Origin of the sequence: Dietzia sp. 111N12-1 (genome assembly GCF_001658045.1) — a bacterium.
GTDB lineage: Bacteria > Actinomycetota > Actinomycetes > Mycobacteriales > Mycobacteriaceae > Dietzia > Dietzia kunjamensis.
The window spans coordinates 39544-60917 of sequence record NZ_LSSV01000026.1; the positions used below are offsets into that span (position 1 = coordinate 39544).

General features: G+C 70.4%; 19 protein-coding genes. 16 read left to right on the forward strand and 3 right to left on the reverse strand.

Features of this window, described 5'->3' with window-relative positions; genetic code table 11:
* Positions 1–4: 4 nt before the first annotated feature.
* Genes AYO52_RS05690 through mshC form a run of 3 tightly spaced genes read left to right on the forward strand, consistent with a single transcriptional unit; the run spans position 5 to position 2650 of the window.
* Positions 5–592 carry a DUF3090 domain-containing protein gene (locus tag AYO52_RS05690; protein WP_067714421.1) on the forward strand — a complete coding sequence of 196 codons (588 nt, stop codon included), beginning with the start codon at positions 5–7 and terminating at the stop codon, positions 590–592.
* Positions 589–1371 carry an SCO1664 family protein gene (locus tag AYO52_RS05695; protein WP_067714424.1) on the forward strand — a complete coding sequence of 261 codons (783 nt, stop codon included), beginning with the start codon at positions 589–591 and terminating at the stop codon, positions 1369–1371. The genes AYO52_RS05690 and AYO52_RS05695 overlap by 4 nt, the downstream gene beginning before the upstream one ends.
* A 25-nt stretch (positions 1372–1396) precedes the next feature.
* Positions 1397–2650, forward strand: a complete 1254-nt coding sequence (gene mshC / locus AYO52_RS05700) for a cysteine--1-D-myo-inosityl 2-amino-2-deoxy-alpha-D-glucopyranoside ligase (RefSeq protein ID WP_067714426.1) — start codon at positions 1397–1399, stop codon at positions 2648–2650.
* A gap of 98 nt (positions 2651–2748) precedes the next feature.
* Here mshC and AYO52_RS05705 read toward each other — a convergent pair whose 3' ends face one another.
* Positions 2749–3675 carry a PAC2 family protein gene (locus AYO52_RS05705; protein ID WP_067714429.1) on the reverse strand — a complete coding sequence of 309 codons (927 nt, stop codon included), beginning with the start codon at positions 3673–3675 and terminating at the stop codon, positions 2749–2751.
* Between the two features lie 49 nt (positions 3676–3724).
* On the opposite strand from AYO52_RS05705, the gene metH reads away from it, so the two are divergent.
* From metH to hisG, 5 genes are all read left to right on the forward strand, one after another.
* Entirely contained in the window at positions 3725–7285 is a 3561-nt protein-coding gene (gene metH, locus AYO52_RS05710; RefSeq protein WP_067714432.1) for a methionine synthase, read from the forward strand.
* Between the two features lie 185 nt (positions 7286–7470).
* Entirely contained in the window at positions 7471–9372 is a 1902-nt protein-coding gene (locus tag AYO52_RS05715; protein WP_253701910.1) for a heavy metal translocating P-type ATPase, read from the forward strand.
* Between the two features lie 3 nt (positions 9373–9375).
* A complete protein-coding gene (locus AYO52_RS05720; RefSeq protein ID WP_067714434.1) occupies positions 9376–10092 on the forward strand; it encodes an HAD family phosphatase in 717 nt (238 codons plus the stop codon).
* Entirely contained in the window at positions 10089–10352 is a 264-nt protein-coding gene (locus AYO52_RS05725) for a phosphoribosyl-ATP diphosphatase (protein WP_067714437.1), read from the forward strand. Before AYO52_RS05720 ends, AYO52_RS05725 begins: the two co-directional genes overlap by 4 nt.
* A 49-nt stretch (positions 10353–10401) precedes the next feature.
* The gene (hisG, locus tag AYO52_RS05730; protein ID WP_067714440.1) at positions 10402–11253 is read left to right on the forward strand and encodes an ATP phosphoribosyltransferase; all 852 of its coding nucleotides are present in this window, start codon (positions 10402–10404) and stop codon (positions 11251–11253) included.
* Positions 11254–11354: 101 nt separating this feature from the next.
* On the opposite strand, the gene AYO52_RS05735 is transcribed toward hisG, so the two are convergent.
* Both AYO52_RS05735 and AYO52_RS05740 read right to left on the reverse strand, forming a co-directional pair.
* Positions 11355–12122 carry a thioesterase family protein gene (locus AYO52_RS05735; protein WP_082923804.1) on the reverse strand — a complete coding sequence of 256 codons (768 nt, stop codon included), beginning with the start codon at positions 12120–12122 and terminating at the stop codon, positions 11355–11357.
* Positions 12122–13033, reverse strand: coding sequence for a RecB family exonuclease (locus tag AYO52_RS05740; protein WP_067714445.1), 912 nt, complete (start codon positions 13031–13033; stop codon positions 12122–12124). The genes AYO52_RS05735 and AYO52_RS05740 overlap by 1 nt, the downstream gene beginning before the upstream one ends.
* A 59-nt stretch (positions 13034–13092) precedes the next feature.
* On the opposite strand from AYO52_RS05740, the gene AYO52_RS05745 reads away from it, so the two are divergent.
* From AYO52_RS05745 to tatA, 8 genes are all read left to right on the forward strand, one after another.
* A complete protein-coding gene (locus AYO52_RS05745; protein ID WP_067714448.1) occupies positions 13093–13932 on the forward strand; it encodes a tRNA (adenine-N1)-methyltransferase in 840 nt (279 codons plus the stop codon).
* A gap of 97 nt (positions 13933–14029) precedes the next feature.
* Positions 14030–15730, forward strand: a complete 1701-nt coding sequence (gene arc / locus AYO52_RS05750) for a proteasome ATPase (protein WP_067714451.1) — start codon at positions 14030–14032, stop codon at positions 15728–15730.
* A complete protein-coding gene (gene dop, locus AYO52_RS05755) occupies positions 15727–17244 on the forward strand; it encodes a depupylase/deamidase Dop (RefSeq protein ID WP_067714455.1) in 1518 nt (505 codons plus the stop codon). The genes arc and dop overlap by 4 nt, the downstream gene beginning before the upstream one ends.
* Positions 17245–17298: 54 nt before the next feature.
* Positions 17299–17475, forward strand: a complete 177-nt coding sequence (locus tag AYO52_RS05760) for a ubiquitin-like protein Pup (RefSeq protein ID WP_067714458.1) — start codon at positions 17299–17301, stop codon at positions 17473–17475.
* 6 nt (positions 17476–17481) lie between these two features.
* Complete coding sequence (gene pafA / locus AYO52_RS05765; RefSeq protein ID WP_067714462.1) at positions 17482–18888, forward strand: Pup--protein ligase; 1407 nt, start codon at positions 17482–17484, stop codon at positions 18886–18888.
* 11 nt (positions 18889–18899) lie between these two features.
* Entirely contained in the window at positions 18900–19868 is a 969-nt protein-coding gene (locus tag AYO52_RS05770; protein WP_067714466.1) for a YafY family protein, read from the forward strand.
* On the forward strand, positions 19865–20833 hold the full coding sequence (locus AYO52_RS05775) for a YafY family protein (protein ID WP_067714469.1): 969 nt from the start codon (positions 19865–19867) through the stop codon (positions 20831–20833). The genes AYO52_RS05770 and AYO52_RS05775 overlap by 4 nt, the downstream gene beginning before the upstream one ends.
* 108 nt (positions 20834–20941) lie before the next feature.
* Positions 20942–21364 carry a Sec-independent protein translocase subunit TatA gene (gene tatA / locus AYO52_RS05780; RefSeq protein ID WP_067714472.1) on the forward strand — a complete coding sequence of 141 codons (423 nt, stop codon included), beginning with the start codon at positions 20942–20944 and terminating at the stop codon, positions 21362–21364.
* Positions 21365–21374: the final 10 nt, after the last annotated feature.

Consider the following 21374-nt stretch of genomic DNA (forward strand, 5'->3'; position numbering starts at 1 on the left):
CCGCATGAGCAGGGCAGTGCACGAGTTCCGCGACCCGACCCGGTTCGTGGTGGGCACGGTCGGTCAGCCGGGCGAGCGCGTCTTCTTCGTCCAGGCCACCGAGGCGGGCCGGACCATATCAGTGCGGTGCGAGAAGCAGCAGGCCCAGATCCTGTCCGAGAGGATGGGCGACCTGCTCGACGAGATCGCCGACAAGTCCGACGTCCCGATCCCGCCCGCCGGCGGCGTCGTGGATGATCTCGACCCGCTCGAGATGCCGGTCGACGCCGAGTTCCAGGTGGGCACCATGGGGCTCGGCTGGGACGGGGAGCACTCCAAGATCGTGGTGGAGTTGTTGGCGATGGACCCGTCCGCCACAGACGAGTCGGTGGTGCTGTCGGACGCCGAGGACGCGCCGGACGCGCTGCGTGTCTTCCTCACCCCACAGCGCGCCCGGCAGTTCGTGCTCCGCAGCGAGAAGGTCGTCTCCGCCGGGCGTGCCCCGTGCCCGCTGTGCGGCGAACCGATCGACACCACCGGTCACCTGTGCGTCCGCCTCAACGGTTATCTCCCGCGGTCCGGTGAGACGCTCACCGACCTCATCGACCCGTGACCGACCGCCCGGTCAGCCCCGAACTCACCGTGCTGTACCGGATCCCGTCCGGCAGCAACGCGGTATACCACTGTGTGGACGCCCACGGGGACAGCTGGGTCTACAAACCGTCGGCGGGCGAGCGGCCGCTGATGGACTTCCCCGACGGCAGCCTCGCCGCGCGGGAGATCGCCGCACACGCGGTCTCCGAGGCGTTGGGCTGGGACCTCGTGCCACAGACCGTGTCCGCGCACGGCCCGGGAGGGCCGGGGATGGCCCAGCGCTGGATCGAGGAGGTCGATCGCGAGCAACGCTCCGGGCACGACCCGATCGACGTCCACCCCGCCGACGCCGTCCCGGGCGGTCGGGCAGTCGTGCTTCGGGGGGAGGGCGCGCGGGGAGAGGACGTGGTGGTCGCCCACGGCACCGACGACCGGCTGCGCCGGATCGCGGTGTTCGACCACGTGGTCAACAACGCCGACCGCAAGGGCGGACACGTCCTCGTCGACGCCGCGGGGGTCGTCTGGGCGATCGACCACGGCCTGTCCTTCCACACCGAGCCCAAGGTGCGCACCGTCCTGTGGGGGTGGGCGGGTCAACCCCTCACCGCCGACGACGTGGCGGGGTTGGAGCGTCTCCGGCGCGACCTGGCAGAGGGCGGCACCCTCGGCGCGGCCCTGTCCGACCTGCTCTCCTCCGCCGAGGTCGAGGCTCTCACCGATCGCGTCGACGCCCTCCTGGCGACGCGGGTGTTCCCCGTTCCCGGCCCCGGCTACCCCTTACCCTGGCCGCTCTTCTGACCGCGTGGTCTCTAGACTCGGCCGCATGCACTCGTGGTCCACGCCTGTCGTCCCCTCGGTCCCCGGCGACGGCGCCCCCCTGAGGTTGTTCGACACGGCCGGCGGGGAGGCCCGCGAGGTGGCGCCGGGGCCCGTCGCACGCATGTACGTCTGCGGGATCACCCCGTACGACACCACCCATCTCGGTCACGCGGCCACCTATCTCACGTTCGACCTCGTCTACCGTCAGCTGCTCGACGCCGGGCACGAGGTTCACTACGTCCAGAACACCACCGATGTCGACGACCCGCTGTTCGAGCGGGCAGAGCGAGACGGCGTCGACTGGCAGGAGCTGGGGGACCGCGAGACCGATCGGTTCCGCGGGGACATGGAGGCGCTCCGGGTCCTCCCGCCGCGTGACTACGTCGCGGCCACCGAGACCATCGACGAGGTCGTGGAGATGGTGGCCGAGCTCCTCGAGCGTGGTCACGCCTACTGCATCGACCCCGCCGTCGACGGCTACTCCGACGTCTACTACCGCCACCGCGCGACCGAGGAGTTCGGGTACGAGTCGGGCTACGACGACGACGAGATGGCCGTCGCCTTCGCCGAGCGCGGTGGCGACCCTGACCGAACCGGCAAGGAACACCCGCTGGATGCGCTGCTGTGGCGTGTCAATCGTCCCGGCGAACCGTCCTGGCCCTCCCCCTGGGGGGCGGGCCGACCCGGGTGGCACATCGAGTGCTCCGCGATCGCCCGCAACCGCCTGGGGATGGAGTTCGACATCCAGGGTGGCGGCAGCGACCTGGCCTTCCCCCACCACGAGTTCTCCGCCGCCCACGCCGAGGCGGCCACGGGGGAGGCGCCCTTCGCCCGTTTCTACGTCCACGCCGCGATGATCGGGCTCGACGGCGTGAAGATGAGCAAGTCGCTCGGCAACCTGGTGCGCGTGCAGGCGCTGCGGGAGGAGGGCGTCGACCCGGCGCTCATCAGGCTCGGCCTGTTCGCCGGGCACTACCGCGTGGACCGGTCCTGGTCCGGGGAGCTCCTCGAGGCCGCCCGTCTCCGGTACGACACGTGGAACCGGGCCGTCGCCCGCGGCGCCGGTGCGGACTCGGCGGCCGCGATCACGGCTCTGCGCGAGCGCCTCGCGGACGACCTGGACACGCCCGGCGCGTTGGCCGTGATCGACGCGTGGGCGGAGGCGACGCTGGGCGGTGACGAGGCGGACCCGGGCGCCGGTGTCGCGGTCGCGACCGCCCTGGACGCTCTTCTCGGCATCCCGTCGACCGCCGCCTGACCGGCCGGGCCGGCTGACCTGCTGACCGGCGGGGCCGCCTGGCCGGCGGCACACGCCTGCCTGCGGGACGCGCGTGCCGCGACCCGGCCGGCCGCGGGTCACCCGGCGTCGGGCTCGTCCCGCTCGCCCCGTAGGAAGCGCTCGAACTCGGCCGCGATCGCATCGCCGTCGACCAGCGGCATGGCCTCCCCACCCGACGCGCGGCCGCGGTCGGGCTCCGGGTCGACCCCCGGGGTCACCCCGGAGTCCTCGTCCATCCGGTCCTCGAGGGACTGGATGTAGTCGCGGAGGTCCTCATCCTCGCCCGCGGCGGCGTCGACACGGTCGGCCCACGTCCGCGCCTGCACGCGCAGCGCGTCCATCGGCACCGCCATGCCCAGGTTCTCCGCGATCCAGGACAGCATCGCCTCGGTACCGCGGGGGTTCGGCGGCGAGGCCACGTAGTGGGGGACCCCCGCGAACACGCTCAGCGTGGGCACCCCCGCCTCCGTGAGGAGTTGTTGGAGCACCCCGGACATCCCGGTGGGCCCCTCGTAGTCCGACGGTTCGACGCCCATCGTCGCCATCCGCTGCCGGCTGAACGCCGCGCCGGTGAGCGGGACCGGACGGGTGTGCGGCACGTCGGCGAGGTAGGCCCCCAGCAGGATCACCTGGGACACCCCGAGGGTGTCGACCAGGTCGACGAACTCCGAGGCGAACCGGCGCCACTTCAGGGCCGGCTCGGGCCCCCGCACCAACAACACGTCCGCGGCGAACCCGTCCGGTCGACACGCCGACACCACCACCCGGGGCCACTCGACCGAGCGGGACACCCCACCCGAGATCCGGACGACGGGCCGCTGGTCCAGGTAGTCGAAGAACTCGTCACCGCCGACCTCGGCGATCTGGCGGGCCTCCCAGTTCAGGGCGAGGTGTTCGATGGTGCCGGTCGCCACGTCCGCGGCGTCGTTCCAGCCCTCGAAGGCCACGATCATCACCGGGCTCTCCAGATCGAGATGCCCGTCGGGACTCCATTGGACAGTCATTAGTACAGCCTACGTTCGTCCGGTTGTTCCCCACCCATACACTGGGGCCATGTCTGTCGATTTCGATTCGCCCTTATTGGATGCCGCCCGTCGGCGAGTACTGATCGGTGACGGGGCGATGGGCACGATGTTGCAGGCCGTCGACCTTGATGTGGACGCGGACTTCCTGGGCCTGGAGGGCTGCAACGAGATCCTCAACGCCACACGTCCGGACGTCGTGGAGGACATCCACCGGGCGTTCTTCACCGCTGGCGCCGATCTGGTGGAGACCAACACCTTCGGCTGCAACCTGTCCAACCTGGGCGACTACGACATCGTCGACCGGATCGGTGAGCTCGCGGAGAAGGGCGCGGCGATCGCCCGCAAGGTCGCCGACGAAATGGGTCCGTCCGAGGACGGGACCCCCCGGATGGTGCTGGGTTCCCTCGGGCCGGGCACCAAGCTGCCCTCCCTGGGGCAGACCACCTTCGAGGAAATGCGGGACGCCTACGCCCAGGCCGCCGAGGGGCTGGCACGCGGTGGCGCGGACGCCTACCTCATCGAGACGAGCCAGGACCTGCTCCAGGTCAAGGCCGCGGTGCTCGGGTGCCAGGACGGGATGGCCGCCGCCGACAGGCGGCTGCCGATCATCTCCCACGTCACCATCGAGACCACGGGCACCATGCTGCTCGGCTCGGACATCGGCGCGGCCCTCACCGCGTTGGAGCCGCTGGGCATCGACATGATCGGCCTCAACTGCGCCACGGGTCCGGCCGAGATGATCGAGCACCTGCGGTTCCTGTCCCGGCACGCCGGGATCCCCGTGTCGGTCATGCCCAACGCGGGACTGCCGGAGCTCGGCGAGCACGGCGCCGTCTACCCCCTGGGCGCCGACGCGTTCGCGCCGCAGGTGGCCGATTTCGTCTCCGAGTTCGGCCTGTCGATGGTGGGCGGGTGCTGCGGAACGACCCCCGAGCACATCACCCGCCTGCGCGACGAGGTCCTGGGCCGCGAGAAGGCCGAGCGTCGGGTGGAGCCCGTCAACGCGGTCGCCTCGCTGTACAGCTCGACCCCCCTGCGCGCCGACGCCGGCATCCTGATGATCGGCGAGCGCACCAACGCCAACGGTTCCAAGCGGTTCCGCGAGGCCATGCTCGCCGGCGACTGGGACACCTGCATGGACATCGCCAAGGAGCAGATGCGCGACGGTGCGCAGATGGTCGACCTCTGTGTCGACTACGTCGGCCGGGACGGCTCCGACGACATGAAGGAGTTGGCCGGCCGGTTCGCGACCTCCTCGACGCTGCCGATCATGCTCGACTCGACCGAGCCCGGTGTCATCGAGGCCGGTCTGGAGAAGCTGGGTGGCCGCTGCGCGGTCAACTCGGTCAACTACGAGGACGGCGACGGGCCGGAGTCCCGTTTCCAGCGGATCATGCAGCTGGTCTCCCGCCACGGCGCGGCTGTGGTCGGACTGACCATCGACGAGGAGGGCCAGGCCCGGACCGCGGATCGCAAGGTCGAGATCGCCGAGCGGCTCATCTCCGACCTCACCGGTAACTGGGGGGTGGCGGAGGAGGACATCATCATCGACTGTCTGACCTTCCCCATCTCGACCGGCCAGGAGGAGGTCCGCCGCGACGGCATCGAGACAATCGAGGCCATCCGCCGACTCACCGGGTCACACCCGAAGATCCACACCACGCTCGGCTTGTCGAACATCTCGTTCGGCCTCAACCCGGCCGCCCGCCAGGTGCTCAACTCGGTGTTCCTGCACGAGTGCATCCAGGCGGGTCTGGACACCGCGATCGCGCACAGTTCCAAGATCCTGCCCATGAGCAAGATCGACGAGCGGCAGCGGGAAGTCGCCCTCGACCTGGTCTACGACCGTCGCGGTGAGGGATATGACCCCCTCCAGGTGTTCATGGAGCTGTTCGAGGGCGTGTCCGCGGCCGGCGCCAAGGACGCGCGCGCGGCCGAGCTCGCCGCGATGCCGCTCATGGAGCGGCTGTCGGCCAGGATCGTCGACGGCGAGCGCAAGGGACTCGAGGCGGACCTCGACGCCGCGATGGCGGAGATCCCCCCTCTGGAGATCATCAACACCCACCTGCTCGGCGGGATGAAGACCGTGGGTGAGCTCTTCGGGTCCGGCCAGATGCAGCTGCCGTTCGTCCTGCAGTCGGCGGAGACCATGAAGGCCGCGGTCGCCCACCTCGAGCCCCACATGGAGGCCAGCGACGAGGACGGCAAGGGCCGCATCGTCCTGGCCACGGTCAAGGGCGATGTGCACGACATCGGCAAGAACCTCGTGGACATCATTCTGTCCAACAACGGTTACGACGTGGTCAACATCGGCATCAAGCAGCCGATCTCGGAGATCATCTCCGCGGCCCGCGAGCACAAGGCCGACGTGATCGGCATGTCCGGCCTGCTCGTGAAGTCGACCGTCGTGATGAAGGACAACCTCGCCGAGCTCAACTCGGAGGGGATCGCCGGGGAGTTCCCGGTCCTGCTCGGCGGCGCCGCGCTGACCCGGTCCTACGTCGAGGTCGACCTCGCCGGGATGTACCAGGGTGAGGTGTTCTACGCGCGGGACGCGTTCGAGGGCCTGCGGCTCATGGACGAGGTGATGACGTCCAAACGGACCGGGGTCCCGATGTCGCAGTCGTCGGAGTCCGCGGCCAAGGCCGAAGAACGCCGCGAGCGCCGCGCTCGCAGTGAGCGGATCGCCGCCAAGCGCGCCGCCGAGGCCGAGCCCGTCGTGGTCCCCGAGCGGTCGGACGTCGCGGCCGACCAGCCGATCGCGACCCCTCCGTTCTGGGGGACCCGGATCGCCAAGGGGATCCCGGTGGCGGACTACGCCGGTCACCTGGACGAGCGTGCCCTGTTCTTCGGTCAGTGGGGCCTGCGGGGCACCCGCAGCGGCGACGGGCCGGACTACGAGGAGCTCGTGGCCACCGAGGGCAGGCCCCGCCTGCGTTCGTGGATCGACCGGTTGACCACCGAGAACATCCTGTCCCACTCGGCCGTGGTGTACGGCTACTTCCCGGCCTACTCGGTGGGCGAGGAGATCTGGGTGCTCGCCGAGCCGCGCCCCGACGCCGAGGTGCTCCACAAGATCGCGTTCCCGCGCCAGCAGCGACCGCGCTTCCTGGCCATCCCCGACTTCCTGGCCTCCAAGGAGCGCTGCGAGGCCGAGGGAGTGGTGGACGTGCTGCCGTTCCAGCTGGTCACCATGGGCACGCCCATCGCGGACTTCGCCAACGAGCTGTTCGCCGCGGACAACTACCGGGACTACCTCGAGGTACACGGCCTGTCCGTGCAGCTCACCGAGGCCCTCGCCGAGTTCTGGCACCGACGGGTCCGCGACGAACTCCGCCTGCCCGAGGGCACGGTCTCCGACGAGGACCCGGACAGCATCGAGGAGTACTTCAACCTCAAGTACCGGGGTGCCCGGTACAGCTTCGGCTACGGCGCTTGCCCCGACCTGGAGTCCCGCAAGGTGGTCGTCGATCTGCTCGAGCCCGAGCGCATCGGCGTCGAACTCTCCGAGGAACTGCAGTTACATCCCGAGCAGTCGACCGACGCGTTCGTGCTATACCACCCGGAGGCCAAGTACTTCAACGTCTGAGGCGGGCACGCAGGACAGCCTGTCCTTGCTGGTAGAGGACATACCCGACGGCGGATGATGAAGTCATGCACACCATCGGGCACCGATCTGGCGGTGAATCCACCAGCCCCGCGTCGGCATCGACGCGGGGCCGGGCGGACGGGCCACTCCGCACCTTCGTCGGCTCTCGCCAGGGGGTACTCGCGATGGCCACCGTCCTGGCCATCGCGATCCACCTCGTGTCGCGCGCGGTCACCGGTCCCGGCGTCTCCACGACGGTCGAGTGGTCGATCCGGGCGCCCCTGGTCGCGGTGGTCGTGGTCGGCGGGGTCCCACTCATCCTCGAGGTACTGCGCTCGGCGGTGAGGAGCGCGGGTGGGGCGGACATGCTCGCCGCCATCTCGATCATCACGGCGGTCGCTCTCGACGAGTGGCTGGTCGCCGCGATCGTCGTCCTCATGCTGTCCGGCGGCGAGGCGCTCGAGGCCGCGGCGTCGCGGAGGGCATCGGCCACCCTCGACGCCCTCGCGCGGCGCAGTCCCACGATCGCGCATCGACTCCGCGGGGACTCTACGGCCGCGGGCGTGGACGACATCCGCGCCGAGGAGGTCCGCGTGGATGACCTCCTCCTCGTCCTGCCTCATGAACTGTGCCCCGTCGACGGCGAGGTCGTGGGTGGCGACGGCGCCATGGACGAGTCGTTCCTGACCGGCGAACCGTACGTCGTGCCGAAGTCACCCGGCTCCCAGGTGCTCTCCGGGGCCGTCAACGGCGAGGTGGCGTTGACCGTCCGGGCCGAACGCCGGGCGGCAGACTCCCGGTACGCGCAGATCGTCGGCGTCCTGCGGGAGGCGGAGGAACACCGGCCCCCGATGCGTCGCCTGGCCGACCGTCTCGGCGCCTGGTACACGCTGGTCGCACTTGCCCTCGGCGTCCTCGGCTGGGCCATCTCGGGCGACCCGACCCGCTTCCTCGCCGTAGTGGTCGTCGCGACCCCGTGTCCACTGCTCATCGGCGTACCGGTCGCCATCATCGGCGCCATCTCGCTGTCCGCCAAGCGTGGGATCATCATCCGGAACCCGGCAATGCTCGAGAACGTCAGCCGGATCGAGACGATGATGTTCGACAAGACGGGCACACTGACCTACGGTCGCCCCGTCCTGACCGAGATCATTCCTCGACCGGGCACCGATCCGGATGGCGTGCTGGCGACCGCAGCGGCGGTCGAGGTCTACTCCCGTCATCCTCTTGCCCGAGCTGTCGTCGACGCCGCCACCGAACGAGGTCTCGCCATACCACCACTCAGCTCGGTCGCCGAGAAACCCGGCGCCGGACTGGTCGGTGAGGTGGGCGGCCACAGCCTTCGCCTGACCAACCGTCGTGGACTCGCCGCGGTCGACCCCGACGCCGTCGACCTCCTCCCGGGGACGGAGGCCGGTCTGGAATCGATCGTCCTCCTGGACGACCGGTACGCCGCCACCCTCCGGTTCCGGGACGAACCGCGGGCGACCGCAGGCGACTTCATCGCACATCTGCCGCGCTCGCACGGCGTCAAGCACATGATGATCATCTCGGGTGACCGCGAGACCGAGGTCCGCCGGTTGGCGGACCGGGTGGGCATCAGTGAGGTGTACGGCGGGGTCGGCCCCGAGGGCAAACTCGCGATCGTCCGCGAACGCACTGCCGCGGGGCCGACGCTGTTCCTCGGGGACGGCATCAACGACGCCCCGGCGATGACGGCCGCGACCGCAGGAGTCGCGTTCGGTGCCACCTCCGACGTGACGTCCGAGGCCGCCGACGCCGTGGTGCTGGATTCCTCACTGGAGCGCCTCGACGACCTGCTCCATATCGGAGCGCGTATGCGTCGGATCGCCCTGCAGTCAGCGGTCGGCGGGATGGCCGCCTCCGTGATCGGGATGCTCCTCGCCGTCTTCGGGTTGCTGAGCCCTCTCGCGGGGGCGATCGCGCAGGAGGTCATCGATGTGCTGGCGATCCTCAACTCGGCGCGCGTCGTGATGGCGCCACGGAAGCTCAGTGACTTCGATGCGATCCCGTCGCAATCGGCGCCTCGGGTCACCCCCGGTTCACCTGACTCGGGTAGACAGTAGTCCGTGACCAGCAATTCCTCTGACAGTGTTCCGGCCGCCGTCTGTCTCGACATGGACGGCACCCTCGTCGACACCGAGCGACTGTGGGACATCGCCGTGTACGAGCTCGCCGAGCACCTGGGGCGCCCCCTCGACGAGACGACGCGCGAGAGGACGCTGGGCAACTCCCTCCACGGGTTCTTCGAGATCCTCGGCGAGTACACGGGTCGCCGGATCGTGGGCGAGGAGTTCGACCGCCTCGCCCACCGCTTGAACTCCCGGGTCACCGAGTTGATGCGAACTGATATGAGGTGGCGGCCGGGCGCCGAGGATCTCCTCGCCGATATCGCGTCGACGGGGACTCCGGTCGCTTTGGTCACCAACACCACCGCCGATGTCGCGGTGGTGCCCCTCGAGTTCATCGACCGCTCCCGCTTCGACGTGGTGGTCACCGGGTGCATGGTCACCGAGGCCAAGCCCGCCCCGGACCCGTATCTCCTCGCGTGTGCCCGGCTCGGGGTGGAGCCCGGCTCGGCGGTGGCGGTGGAGGATTCCGTCACCGGCGCGACCGCGGCGGTCGCCGCCGGATGCCGGGTGCTGTACATCCCGTCGACCGACGGCCAGCCCGGCGTCGTCGGGGCCCACACCCACGACACCCTGGAGGGCATCGACACCGCGGCGCTCCACGGGCTCACCTCCGGCACACCCGTGGGTGCGGCTATGGGACAATCGAGCGTGTGAAGACCTTCGACTCGCTGTTCACCGAGCTGTCCGAGCGCATTACCGCGCGCCCCGAGGGGTCCGGCACCGTCGCCGCGTTCGACAAGGGTGTGCATCATCTGGGCAAGAAGGTCGTCGAAGAAGCCGGAGAGGTGTGGATCGCCGCCGAGTACCAGTCCGACGAGGAACTGGCGGAGGAGATCTCGCAGCTCCTGTACTGGACCCAGGTCATGATGCTCAGGCGCGGACTCGGCCTCGAGGACGTCTACCGACATCTCTAGACCCCGCCCCGCGTCCACCCTCACGCTCACAGATCCCGGAGCCCCCGTCATGCTGCGCGTCGCACTGCCCAACAAGGGCGCCCTGTCCGAGTCCGCCTCCGAGATGCTCGCCGAGGCGGGGTACCGTCGTCGGCACGAGGGGAGCAAAGACCTCACGCTGATCGACCCGGACAACGACGTCGAGTTCTTCTTCCTCCGTCCCAAGGACATCGCCGTCTATGTGGGCTCCGGCCGCCTCGAGATGGGCATCACCGGCCGGGATCTGGCCGCGGATTCCATGGCCGAGGTCGATGAGCTCCTCGATCTGGGCTTCGGCCACTCCACCTTCCGCTACGCCGGTCCCGCCGGGGCGGGATGGTCCACCGACCGGCTCGCCGGCGCGCGGATCGCGACCTCGTACCCCAATATCGTGCGTCGGGACCTCCAGCAGCGGGGGGTCGAGGCAGAGGTCATCCGCCTCGACGGCGCCGTGGAGATCTCGATCCAACTGGGAGTGGCCGACTGCATCGCCGACGTCGTGGGGTCCGGACGGACGCTCAAGGTCCACGGCCTGGAGGCGTTCGGCGACATCCTGTGCGACTCCTCGGGCGTGCTGATCTCCCGGGCGGACGCCGAGGTGTCCGCGGCGATGGCACAGCTCAGGGCGCGCCTGCAGGGCGTGGTGTTCGCCCAGCAGTACATGATGCTCGACTACAACTGCCCCAAGGATCTGCTCGACGAGGTCTCGGCGATCACGCCGGGCATCGAGTCGCCCACGGTCTCGCCGATGGCGGACCCGGCGTGGATCGCCGTCCGGTCGATGGTGCCGCGCAAGCGGGTCAATTCGATCATGGACGAGCTCGCCGCGTCCGGCGCGAAGTCGGTCATCGCGACCGACATCCGTTCCTGCCGTATGGGCTGACACCCACAAGATCCGCTACTCCGACTTCGGATCCGCTACCCGCATAGGGGTAGCGGATCCGCAGTCGGAGTAGCGGATCCTCGGGCTGGGACCGCGCCCGATCAGACCCGCTCGATCAGCAATGCCTGCAGGGTGTGGCCGATCGCACCGACCTCGTCGAAGAGAGTTCCGGTGGTCGCGCCCACCCCGTCGGGACCGATCGAGGCCCGCGCTGTCACCCCGATCCACTGCCCGACGGGCCGGCGGTGCAGGTGCGTGACGACGTCGGTGTTGAGGAATCGCCACTCGTGGGGTTCGAGGACCGCTCCGACGCCGTTGGCGATGTCCGCCACGCACATCACGTGCTCGGCGGGGGTCGTCTCCTCACCTGCCACCAGCGGCAGGGTGGGCCGCGCCCACACCGTGCCGTCCTCGGCACCCCGGATCTCGAGAGAGTCGATGTAACCGCTGGTCCAGCGGTTGAAGAACTCACTGTTGTGATCGGCCCCAGGAAGCTGGCGGGGCTGATCCAGCGTCTGCTCGACCTCCGCGGTGTCGCTGACGAGCATCCGCCACGCACTCGCCCGGGCGACGATCCGTCCCCGCGCCTCGAGCTCGGACTCGACCAGCTGGATCCGCCGGCCAGGTCGGGTCACGCGCGCCCGCGTCCGCAACTCGCCCAGGGGCACCGGACCCAGCAGGTCGACCGCCACCCGCGCGATCCGCGTCTCCTCGGACGGGTCCAGCCGATCCATGGCCCGGGTGAGGAGGGCAGAGGGCGGGGCCCCGTGTTGCAGGTCGGGGCCCCAGGCGCTCACGGTGTGCGGCGTCGCTCGGAAGACCTCCCAGCCGTCGTCGGTACCCAGCGGCTCGAAGTAGGCCTCCGTCATCATGTTCTCCTCGGTTCTCCCTGACCTGACAGCAGACTGTCCGTCCCGGCTGGTACCACCCGCGTCCCGGGCCACCCCGGGTACTCCGGCGGGGTACCGCCGTACGCCGGACACAGCGCCTGATGATTGCACCAGTCGCACAGGCGGGACGTACGGGGGCGGAAGTCCCCCGTCTCCCCGGCCCGCTCGATCTCCGACCAGAGCGAGTCGAGGGACGCCTCGGTCTCACCGAGGGATGCATGATCCGGGGTGAGGGTGAGCCAGCTGCCGTTCTTGAGGTAGATGAGTTTGAGCTGCGCGGGGAGCACCCCGTGGACGCGGTGGTACATCAGGGCGTAGAAGCGCATCTGGAACATCGCCTGGTGCTGGTACCGCGGGTTCGGGGGTTTGCCGGTCTTGTAGTCGACGACCCTGACCTCGCCGGTCGGCGCCACGTCGACCCGGTCGAGGTAGCCGTGGAGCGGGGTCCCCGACTGAGTGGCCGTGAGCAGGTACTGCTCGCACGAGGCGGGGGAGAAGCGCTGCGGGTCCTCGACGCCGTAGAGGGCCGAGACCAGGCCCGCGACCTCGGCCTCGAACCCGGGGCGTTCGGCCACAGGTACCACGTCGGCGCCGTCCTCCGCCGCGTAGAAGTTCTCGACGGCGGCGGGGACGAGGTCCGCGGCGCGCTGCGGTGCCCGGTCGGACTGCTCGAGGCCGTAGAGCTCCTCGAGCACCGAGTGGACGACGGTGCCCGTCACCTGGGCGCGCGTCTTGGGTTCCGGGATCCGGTCGATGGTGCGCAGGCGGTACAGCAGCGGGCACTGCCGGAAGTCCGCCGCGCGCGAGGCGGACAGGGCGAGGGGCTTGCGTTCCGGCAGGGGTACGTCGCCCGCTGCCGGGATGCCGCCGATTTCCAGGGGATCCGTCACACCTGGCAGGGTAGACAACCGGTCGGACAACCGGCCCGTATGTCCCCCCTGGAGGTCCTGTGCAGCGATCCGGTCCGTTCGTCGTGGGCGACCGCGTCCAACTCACCGACACCAAGGGGCGCAAGTACACGGTCGTCCTCGTCGAGGGCGCCGAGTTCTTCACCCACCACGGGGCCGTCCGCCACGACGACCTGATCGGTGCGCCGGAGGGGTCGATCGTCACCTCGACCAAGGACTCCCACTACCTCGCGCTCCGGCCGCTCCTCACCGACTACGTGCTGTCCATGCCGCGCGGCGCCCAGGTGATCTACCCCAAGGACGCCGCGCAGATCGTGCACGAGGGTGACGTGTTCCCCGGCGCCCGGGTGTTGGAGGCCGGTGCCGGTTCCGGCGCGCTGACCTGCTCACTGCTCCGGGCCGTGGGCCCCGAGGGGCGGGTGTTCTCCTACGAGATCCGTGAGGACCACGCCGAGCACGCCGAGCGCAACATCCGCACGTTCTACGGCGAGCACCCCGAGAACTGGGACCTGCGCGTCGCGGACCTGGCCGAGACCTCCGTGGAGGCGCTGGGGGGCCAGGTCGACCGCGTGGTGCTGGACATGCTCGCGCCCTGGGAGTGCCTGCCCACGGTGAGCGACGTGTTGGTGCCCGGCGGGGTGCTGGTCGCCTACGTGGCCACCACGACCCAGCTGTCGGACGTCGTGGAGGCCCTGCGGCGTCAGCAGTGCTGGACCGAGCCCCGGGCGTGGGAGTCGATCAACCGCGGCTGGCACGTGGTCGGCCTGGCCGTGCGTCCGGAGCACCGCATGCAGGGCCACACGGCGTTCCTCGTGACCGCCCGCCGGCTCGCCGAGGGCGTGACCACCCTCAAGCCCAAGCGGCGCAGCGGAAAGGGCTGACCGGCGGACTCGCGGGGACCTGCGCCCGCGTCCGCCGATAGGGTGGAGGGGACGACGACGAGGTGACTCGTCGACGACCAGGAGGGCAGGTGATCGCGTGACCGAGGGACGTTCCCCGGCCGGCGACGGGCAGGACCGGGTCGCCATCGACCGGGCCGAGCTCGCACGGCTGCGCAAGGCCGTGGACGAGGGGGCCCGTTCGGACCGCGAGAAGACGATCAAGATCGACGCCCTCGGCGCCCGCAACGTCCGGCTCGCGGACCTGCTCAAGGACTCGCGCGACCAGCTCGAGGCGCTCAAGAGTGAGGTCGAACGACTCGGCACCCCGCCCAGCACCTACGGCGTGGTCCTGGCCCGACCCTCCGGCCCGGACTCCGTGGAGGTCATGGCCGCGGGTAGGCGGATGTGCCTCGCGATCGCCCCGGGGGTGGACCCTGCCGAACTCACCGCCGGTACGACGGTGCGTCTCAACGAGGCCTTGACCGTGCTCGAGGTCTCCGGGGAGCTGCCCGTCACGGGCGTCACCGCCGTGTTCCGCGACGTACTCGCCGACGGCGTCCGCGCCCGCGTCGTGATGGGCAACGACGAGGAGCACATCGTCGTGCTGGCCACCGCGCTGCGGGGCGGTCGGACCGCCGAGCACCCCGCCCCGGTCCGTCCGGGCGACGCGGTGCTGGTCGACCCCAAGGCGGGCGTGGCGTATGAGGTCGTGCCCAAGGCCGAGGTCGACGAGCTCCTGCTCGAGGAGATCCCGATGGTGGAGTACTCCGACATCGGTGGACTCGGACCGCAGATCGAGCAGATCCGCGACGCCATCGAGCTGCCCTTCATCCACCACGACCTCTACCGCGAGTTCCACCTGGCCCCACCCAAGGGCGTCCTGCTCTACGGGCCCCCCGGCTGCGGCAAGACCCTCATCGCCAAGGCCGTCGCGCTCTCGTTGGCCCGCGCGTCGGCGGTCTCCCGGGGCGACGACGTCTCCGACGGTCGCTATCCCAACTCGTACTTCCTGTCCATCAAGGGCCCGGAACTGCTCAACAAGTACGTCGGCGAGACCGAGCGGCACATCCGCTCCATCTTCGAGCGGGCGCGTGAGAAGGCGACCGAGGGCAACCCGGTCATCGTGTTCTTCGACGAGATGGACTCCATCTTCCGCACCCGCGGTTCCGGTGTCTCCTCGGACATGGAGACCACGATCGTGCCCCAGCTACTCGCGGAGATCGACGGCGTGGAGGACCTGCGCAACGTCATCGTGATCGGCGCCTCCAACCGCGAGGACATGATCGACCCGGCCATCCTGCGCCCCGGCCGGCTCGACCTGAAGATCCGCATCGACCGGCCCGACCGCGACGCCGCGACCGATATCCTGGCGAAGTACATCACCCCCGACCTGCGCTTCGACCCGGAGGAGGTCGGGGACGCGGACGAGCAGACGCACGTGGCGGACCTCATCGACCGGATCGTCGACAGGCTCTACACGCGCGACGCGTCCACCACGTACGTGCACCTGGTGTACGCCTCGGGCCGCCGATCCTCCCTGTACCTGGCCGACCTCACCTCCGGGGCGATGCTGCGCAACATCGTGGACCGGGCCAAGAAGCTGGCGATCAAGGACATCGTCCACGGCACCGGGCAGGGCCTGACCACAGACGACTTCCTCGACGCTGTCGACGCCGAGTTCGCCGAGAGCGCGGACCTGCCCAACACCTCCAACCCGCAGGAATGGGCGCGGCTGACCGGTGTCCGCGGTGAGCGCGTCGTCGACGTCTCCATCCCCAACAAGGGCGTGGACCAGTGACCCCTCCCGTTCGGAACGCGTCGGGTGAGGTCGGGCGAGGCCGGATCATCGGCACCGAGATCGAGTTCGGCATCGTCGCGGTCGGGCAGCCCCTGCTCAGCTCGGTGGTCACCTCCACCCAGGTGATCAAGGCCTACACCGACCCCGGGGAGTCCGCCGGCGGCGCCGACGAGACCCGCTGGGACTACGAGTCGGAATCGCCCCTGCGCGACGCCCGCGGTTTCGACCTGGGAGCCGTGCGCGCCTACGACCCCGGCGAGTTCGGGGTGACCAACCGGGTGCTGACCAACGGCGCGCGCTTCTACGTCGACCACGCGCACCCCGAGTACTCCGCGCCGGAGGTCGACTCCCCGCGCGACGCGGTGATCTGGGACAAGGCCGGCGAGCTCGTCATGCACCGCGCCGGGGTCGAGTCCTCGGCGACCGAGGGCAACGCCGAACTCAAGCTGTACAAGAACAACGTCGACGGCAAGGGCGCCTCGTACGGCGCGCACGAGAACTACCTCGTCCGCCGCGACGTCGACTTCGACGCCCTGACCCTGAGCCTGGCACCGCACCTGCTGTCCCGGCAGGTGTTCTGCGGCGCCGGACGCGTGGGGATCGGGCAGTCCGGCGAGACGGCCGGCTTCCAGCTCTCCCAGCGCGCCGACTACATCGAGGTGCTCACCGGGCTCGAGACGACCCTGCGTCGCGGGATCATCAACACCCGCGACGAGCCGCACGCGTCCGACGAGACGTGGCGCCGACTGCACGTGATCATCGGCGACGCGAACATGTCCGAACTGGCGACGTACCTCAAGATCGGCACCACGTGCCTGGTCCTGGACGCCATCGAGGAGGGCGTGGACTTCTCCGATCTCCTGCCCGTCGACCCCGTGGAGGCGGTGCACGTCATCAGTCACGACACGTCGCTGACCGCCACGGTGCCGCTGCCCGACGGCCGCGCACTGACCGGGATCGGTCTCCAACGCGAGATCCTGGACCGGGTCGCCGACCTCGTCGGCGACGGAGCCGGCCGACCGGACTGGGCCACCGAGGTCCTCGACGAATGGCGGGAGATCCTCGAGGCCCTCGAGCAGAATCCCATGTCGTGCGCCGACCGCCTGGACTGGCCCGCCAAGCTGCGCCTGCTCGAGGGATTCCGCGCCCGCGACGCGCTGGACTGGGACCACGCGCGGCTCGCGCTCATCGACTTCCAGTACCACGACATCGATCCGGAACGCGGCCTCTACAACCGTCTGGTGGCGAAGGGCGCGATGCGCCGACTGACCACCCCAGACGAGGTCGAGGCCGCCGTCACGACCCCGCCCGCCCGGACGCGGGCCTGGGCCAGGGGACGCTTCCTCGCGGAACTCGGAGACAGCATCCACTCCGCCGGATGGGACCTCGTCGTCGTCGTCGACTCACGCGGCCACCAGCGCCACGTCGACCTCACCGACCCGTACACCGGGACCCGGGAGTACTGCGAGGCGCACCCGGACTTCCTCACCACCGACGGACCGTCACCGTGGTGACCGCACCGACCCGCACCTCCGACCACCGAACCTCCCACCGTTAAGGAGCAGTCCATGTCCCGGATCCAGAAGAACGCCGGCGGCCCCGGCGAGGGCGACGACGAGGCCGGCCAGATCTCCAAGGCCGCCGACACCACCTCCGCCGACTCGCTGCTCGACGAGATCGACGACATCCTCGAGACCAACGCCGAGGAGTTCGTGAAGTCCTACGTCCAGAAGGGCGGGCAGTAGACCGCCATGATCCGTCGCATCGTCGGGATCGAGACGGAGTTCGGGATCACCAGCGTCGGCGGTGACGGCGCGCGGTCCCTCGGCGCCGACGAGATCGCCCGCTACTTCTTCCGGCCCGTCGTGCAGCGGTGGCGCAGCTCCAACGTCTTCCTGGAGAACGGCTCCCGCCTCTACCTCGACGTGGGCTCCCACCCCGAGTACGCGACCGCCGAATGCGACGGCCTGCGCCAGCTCGTCGCGCACGACAGGGCGGGGGAGTGGATCGTCGACGACCTCGCCCTGCAGGCCGAGCAGGCACTCGCCGCCGAGGGGATCGACGTCAACGTCTATCTGTTCAAGAACAACACCGACTCGGTGGGCAACTCCTACGGGTGCCACGAGAACTACCTGCTCGACCGTGCCACCCAGGTCCGCAGCATCGCCACCACACTGTTGCCGTTCCTCGTGAGCCGGCAGCTCCTCTGCGGCGCCGGCAAGATCCTGCCCGGCACCCCGGCGGGCGTGGGCCTCGGCGAGACGGAGGAACCGACGTTCTGCTTCTCCCAGCGCGCCGAACACATGTGGGACGGCGTCTCGTCCGCCACCACCCGGTCGCGACCGCTCATCAACACCCGCGACGAGCCGCACGCCGACTCGACCCGGTTCCGGCGCATGCACGTGATCGTGGGCGACTCCAACATGATCGAGACCACCACGCTGCTCAAGATCGCCAGCACCCGGCTCGTGCTGGAGATGCTCGAGGCGGGCGTCGAGCTGCGCCCGATGGCGGTGGCGCACCCGGTGCGGGCCATCCGGGAGATCAGCCGCGACCTCACCGGCACGCGGCCCGTCGCGATGACCGACGGCACCACCATGACGGCGCTGGAGATCCAGCGGGAGTTCCTCGCCGCGGTCCACCGCTACCTCGACAGCGGCGGCTGGGAGCGCGACGACCGCCCCGACATCGAGCGGTGCGTGGCCCTGTGGGAGCGGGTCCTCGACGCCGTCGAGTCCGGGGACCACGAGTCGATCGCCGCCGACATCGACTGGGCCGCCAAACTGCGGCTCATCCGGCAGGTGCAGGCGAAGACCGGCGCCGACCTCGACCACCCGAGGCTGTCCCAGATCGACCTGACCTACCACGACGTGCGGCCCGGACGCGGGCTGCACTCGGTCCTCGAACGCCGCGGGCTCGTCTCCCGCGTCGTGGACGACACCGAGGTGGAGCGGGCCCGCACCGTCGCGCCCGAGACCACCCGCGCCGCGCTGCGTGGCAGGTTCATCACGGCCGCCCGGGACGCCGAGCGCGACTTCACCGTGGACTGGGTACACCTCAAGGTCTCCGACGGCACCCTGCCCACCGTCGCGCTGACGGACCCGTTCGCCCACGAGGACCCGCGTGTCGACGAACTCGTCGCCGCGCTCGGACGATAGCGTCTCCAGGCGTGCCCACCTCGAAGTCCCAACGTCTGGTCAACCTCGTGATCTGTCTGAGGTCGACCAACGCGTTCTTGTCGGCGGGGGAGATCCGCAGGATGGTCCAGGGGTACGACGACGCCGAGAACGACGCCGCCTACCTGCGGATGTTCGAACGGGACAAGCGGGAACTGCGCGACGCCGGGGTCCCGCTCGAACAGGGCGCCTCGCTGGCCCCCGGATCGCCGGCCGGGTACCGCATCCCCGCCCACGGGTACGAGCTGCCCGACATCACCCTCACGCCCCAGCAGGCCGGCGTGCTCGCCGTCGCGGCCGAGGTGTGGCGCGAGGGGGAGCGGGCCGCGCGCGCCGACGGGGCGCTGGCCAAACTCACCGCCGCGGGGATCGAGCCCGCGCACGACGCCGGCGCGACCGTGTCCGTGACCGACCCGGCCGAGCTGGCGACCGCCGCCCTGGTCGCCGAGGCGATCGCCGAGGGATCCACGGTCACGTTCTCGCACACCCCCGCGGGCGCCGCCGACCCCACCTCCCGGCGGGTCGAGCCCTGGTGGACCGGATCCCGCCACGGCCACTGGTACCTCGTCGGTCACGATCTCGACCGTGGCGAACCCCGGACGTTCCGGCTCGTCCGCATCTCCGACGTCCGGCTCGGGCGCGCCGCCCGGACCGTCCCCGTCCCGCCGACCGAGCAGGTCCTCGCGTTGCTGGACGGCGCCGTCTCCCGGCTCAACCCCCTGGTGGAGGCCACGGTCTGGGCCGCCGACGGCAGAGCCGCCGAGCTGCGCGCCATGGCCCGGTCCCAGAGCCCCGCCCGGCGATTCGGCAGGGACGGGGTCGACCTCGAGGTCGCCGCGCCGCTCGGTGAACTGTCCGCGCTCGTGGCCGCCCAGGGTGCCGACGCCGTGGCCCTGCGCCCGGCCGAGCTCCGCGTCCGGGTCGTGACGATCCTCACCGCCGCCGAGGAGGCCGCCCGATGAGCGCCCGCGCCGTCCCGCTGGCCACGTTGCTCAGCGTGGTCCCGTACTTCCACACCCGGGGCGCCGTCCCCGTGGCCGACGCGGCCCGCGACCTCGGGTTGACCGAGAAGCAACTCCGGGCCGCCCTGTGGCAACTGTGGTCCTGCGGTCTGCCCGGGTACGGCCCCGGTGACCTGATCGACCTCGCCTTCTCCTCCGAGGACCTCGACGACGCCGATCTCGTGGAGGTGACCTTCACCGCCGGGATCGACCGCCCGGTCCGCCTGACCGCCGCGGAGGCGGTCACGCTCGAGACCGGGCTGGCGGTGTTCCTCGACCAGCCGGAGGTGATCGACCAGGGCGCGCTGCGCGACCTGCTGTCGACGCTGCGGACCGCCACCGGCGCCGACGTGCACGCCGGGGGGCTCGACGCCCGACGCGAGACGGCCGACTCGGACGCGGACGTCGTGCGCACGGCCGTCCACGACGGTCGGGCGCTGCGCTTCGTCTACCACTCGGCCAGCTCCGACACCTCCACCACCCGGGTCGTGGACCCCGCACGCCTGTCCGTCGCCGACGGCCATTCCTACGTCCACGGGGTGGACCGTGAGTCGGGTCAGTGGCGGACGTTCCGCACCGACCGGATGAGCGGGGTCGAGGAGGTGGGGCCGCGCCGCGCGCTGGGACCCCGACCCCAGGACGACGGCGAGGGCGACGTCCGCCTGGAGTCCGCCCGTGTCCCCGCCGCCGCGGCCTGGTTCCTCGACGAGTTCCGATTCCACAGCGTGGTCCGCCGCCCGGACGGCGACCTGGACGTGGAGATCGCCTACCACGACCGGGCGTGGCTCCTGCGCTTCCTGCTCGGTCACGCGGACGTCGTGCGGGCCGCCGATCCCGAACTGTCCGCCGAGGTGGCGCGCCGCGCCGTCGAGGGGCTGGAGGCGTACTCGGCGGAGCCGGGGGAGACCTCCGTGACGGATTCGTGAAATCTCGGTAAATAACCAGGTAGCAGCCGGTTTCGGGGAGCGCTCGGGTGACGCCGCCCGGTGTGGGTGCGCTAGCATGGGCACGTTGTCAGACAAACGGAGGTTGACATGGGTGCGTTGAGCATCTGGCACTGGCTCATCGTCCTCGCGGTGGTGCTCCTGCTGTTCGGTTCGAAGAAGCTCCCGGACGCCGCCCGCGGCCTCGGACGGTCGATGCGCATCTTCAAGTCCGAGATCAAGGAGATGCAGAACGACGACAAGCCGGTCGAGGACCCCGCGCCGCAGGCTCTCACCCAGGCGCAGCCGAACGCCGCCCAGTACGCGCAGCCGCAGGCACAGCAGTCCGCCCAGCCCCAGCCGCAGCAGTACCAGCCGCAGGCACCCCAGCAGTACCAGCCGCAGGGGCAGCCGAATGCCCAGGGGCAGGGTTACCCGCAGGCACCCCAGCAGCCGTACCAACCACAGGGGCAGCAGCAGTACACCGACCCCACCGCCCCGTACCACGGCGGTCAGGGTCAGCAGGGGCAGTAGGCCGACCCCT

What these genes read in the sequence shown, in the direction of transcription:
- tatA (WP_067714472.1), top strand. Translation starts at nt 20,942, where the DNA reads ATGGGTGCGTTGAGCATCTGGCACTGGCTCATCGTCCTCGCGGTGGTG.
- AYO52_RS05775 (WP_067714469.1), top strand. Translation starts at nt 19,865, where the DNA reads ATGAGCGCCCGCGCCGTCCCGCTGGCCACGTTGCTCAGCGTGGTCCCG.
- AYO52_RS05715 (WP_253701910.1), top strand. Translation starts at nt 7,471, where the DNA reads ATGGCCACCGTCCTGGCCATCGCGATCCACCTCGTGTCGCGCGCGGTC.
- mshC (WP_067714426.1), top strand. Translation starts at nt 1,397, where the DNA reads ATGCACTCGTGGTCCACGCCTGTCGTCCCCTCGGTCCCCGGCGACGGC.
- hisG (WP_067714440.1), top strand. Translation starts at nt 10,402, where the DNA reads ATGCTGCGCGTCGCACTGCCCAACAAGGGCGCCCTGTCCGAGTCCGCC.
- pafA (WP_067714462.1), top strand. Translation starts at nt 17,482, where the DNA reads ATGATCCGTCGCATCGTCGGGATCGAGACGGAGTTCGGGATCACCAGC.
- AYO52_RS05690 (WP_067714421.1), top strand. Translation starts at nt 5, where the DNA reads ATGAGCAGGGCAGTGCACGAGTTCCGCGACCCGACCCGGTTCGTGGTG.
- metH (WP_067714432.1), top strand. Translation starts at nt 3,725, where the DNA reads ATGTCTGTCGATTTCGATTCGCCCTTATTGGATGCCGCCCGTCGGCGA.
- AYO52_RS05735 (WP_082923804.1), bottom strand. Translation starts at nt 12,122, where the DNA reads ATGACGGAGGCCTACTTCGAGCCGCTGGGTACCGACGACGGCTGGGAG.
- AYO52_RS05760 (WP_067714458.1), top strand. Translation starts at nt 17,299, where the DNA reads ATGTCCCGGATCCAGAAGAACGCCGGCGGCCCCGGCGAGGGCGACGAC.
- AYO52_RS05705 (WP_067714429.1), bottom strand. Translation starts at nt 3,675, where the DNA reads ATGACTGTCCAATGGAGTCCCGACGGGCATCTCGATCTGGAGAGCCCG.